The 2422-nt window shown below is 75.6% G+C and carries 2 protein-coding genes and 1 pseudogene; all 3 read right to left on the minus strand.

What is annotated here, in order from left to right; translation table 11 throughout:
• A partial coding sequence (locus E1283_RS35320; protein ID WP_132822250.1) for a cytochrome P450 family protein occupies window positions 1–973 on the minus strand: 973 nt, incomplete at its 3' end.
• A gap of 36 nt (window positions 974–1009) precedes the next feature.
• On the minus strand, window positions 1010–2179 hold the full coding sequence (locus tag E1283_RS35325; protein ID WP_132822251.1) for a sulfotransferase family protein: 1170 nt from the start codon (window positions 2177–2179) through the stop codon (window positions 1010–1012).
• A pseudogene (locus E1283_RS37785) lies at window positions 2176–2422 on the minus strand (pyridoxal phosphate-dependent decarboxylase family protein); the annotation flags it as partial. The gene E1283_RS35325 and the pseudogene E1283_RS37785, both read right to left, overlap by 4 nt.

The following is a 2422-nucleotide window of genomic DNA, read 5'->3' on the forward strand; positions in this document are numbered from 1 at the left end:
GGGCGTGGGAGGGGATGACGGCCTCGCCGGCCCGGACGAGGGTGTGGCCGAGGCGGACGTCGGCGGTGGCCAGGCGGGGCAGGGCGGCGTCGGCGATCGTGTCGTAGCGGAGGATCTCGTGGACCGCTCCGTCGATCAGGGCCGGGGAGCGACAGAGAGCGTGCCACTGGTCCCGGTGGACGAGCAGGTGGAGCAGGCCGTTGGTGAGGGTGGCCGCGGCGGTGGCGTGGCCGGCGACGTACAGGTTGACGGCGGTGGCCAGGAGTTCGGTGCGCGAGATGTCCCCGTCCCGGTGGCTCCGGAGCAGGGTGCGCAGCAGGCCCTCGCCGGGACCGGGTCCGCTTCCCGGGCCGGGACCGTCGAACAGGAGGCGGCGCCAGTGGGCGCGCAGGGCCCGGTGTCCGGCCCTGGCCCGGTCGGGCGGCAGACTCGTGAGGGCGAGCTTCTGCCGGGACCAGAGCAGCAGCGGCGCGCGCCGTTCCTCGGGTATGCCGAGCAGGTCGCAGACCACGCCGGTGGCCAGCGGCAGGGAGAACGCCCGGTGCAGGTCGACGACCTGGTTCGCCGTGCCCCGCGCGTCGACCGCGTCCAGGAGACGTTCCACCCGGGTGCCGAGCGCCGGCCGCAGGGCGTCGACGGCGCCGGGCCGCAGCGCGGGGGCGCACAGCCGCCGCACCCGGGTGTGGTCGGGCGGGTCCAGGCCCAGGAGGCTGGGCTCGTCGAGGTCGGCCCGGGTCATGCGGGGACCGCCGGGCGCGGTGAGCATGGCGCGGCGGCTGAAGCGGCGGTCGGCGAGCACCCGTACGACGTCGGAGTGGCGCACCGCGAGGTGGGCCGGGTGGCCGCTGGGCATCGTGACGAGGGCCATGCGCTCCTGGTCGAGCAGGCCGGTGTGCGGCAGTGGGGACAGGCAGTGCTCCCGTTCGAACGGGTAGGCGAGGAGCGGGTGGGGCGGGACTGTCGCGTCGGGCATGCGGTCACCTCTTCTCGACGGGACGGTGGCAGGGCGTCAGGTAGCGGGCGGTGCGCCGGTGGGAGGCAGCCCGCACAGGCCACGCGGATGGTCGTGACGTGGCCGCGGGTGCCCGGCGAGATGGGCGCGCCAGCGGTCGCGGACCGATGCCGTGACGGGCAGGCCGAGCCATTCGCTCACGCGTTCCGCGGTGGCCTCCGGCGCGCCGGTGAGCTCGCGGAAGGTGACGGTCAGGCAGCGGACACCGGGCGGTGGGTCCGCGGTGAACGCGCGCAGTCGGTCGAGCGCGGTGCGGGTGGCGGCGGTCATCTGGCGGCCGATCTCACGCGGGTCCACGTCGTCGCTGCGTTTGCGACGCGCGGCCAGCGTCAGGCCGCACACCGAACCGATCGCGGCGTCGGTCTCGCGCTCCAGGACGACGAGGCGGGCTCGGGGGTAGACGGCGGCCAGCGCCGGCAGGTGCCAGACGTGGGAGGGACTCTTCAGCAGCAGGCGGGCGCCCGCCGGGGCGGGGCGGCGGGCGAGGATGTGCCGGAGCTGGGTCCGGTGGAGACGGTAGGCGCCGGTGAGGTCCTGGTCCATGAGCCAGGCGGCGTAACCGGGCAGGCGGTAACTGATGGTCGCGAGCACGGCGTTGCGGAAGTCCGTGTTCATCAGGTACTCGCACTCCTCGGGACCCGTCGCCGACATGGGGTGGATGCGGCGCAGATCGGGGGCGGCCCTGAAGTGTTCGGTGACGTGGCGGTGCGCGGCGTCGACGAGCTGGTCCTCGGAGGTGCCGGGTGACGTGAGGGGCGCCAGCAGTTCCCACAACCGGGGCGCGCGCAGCGCCCGGTGGTGGGCGAGCAGGGCGTGCAGCAGGGTGCTTCCGGTACGGGGAAGGCCGACGAGCACCACCGGGCCTCGGCCGAGGGCGGGGTCGGGCGGTGGGAGCGCCGTGGCGTGCAGCCGCAGGCGGGTGCGCAGGGCGCCCAGCAGCAGGGCGCGTACCTCGGCGCGGCCGTGGGGGTTCAGCCGGGCCTGGGACTCGAGCGAGGCGGTGAGGTGGGCGAGGGCGCTCTCGTGGGAGGGAACCCCGAAGTCGTCGAGGCCGGTCAGCCGCATCGCCTGGTCGCACAGCTCCGCGGCGTCGAGGCGGCCGGTGGTCGCACGGCCGGGCGCGGTGGGGTGCCGGGGACCGGTCCTCCCGGTCTCGTCCCGGATCATCGGGTGGGCCCCGTGGTGCGGGCCCGCCAGAGCTCGCCGACGCGGTCGACGACGCCGCGCAACTCGGCGGGTTCGATGCGCGGATTGATCGTGCACAGCCGGAAGACCCGGCGGCCGGCGACGGTGACGGCCATCACCAGGGCGCGTCCTTCCTCGTTGAGCTGGCGACACACCTCGTCAACGGCCCGGTCATGCTCCCGGGGCGGCGGTGCGGGGCCCGGCGCGGGGGGCAGGGCCCGGAAG

It is taken from the genome of Streptomyces hainanensis, from assembly GCF_004348415.1.
GTDB classification, from domain to species: Bacteria; Actinomycetota; Actinomycetes; order Streptomycetales; family Streptomycetaceae; genus Streptomyces; species Streptomyces hainanensis.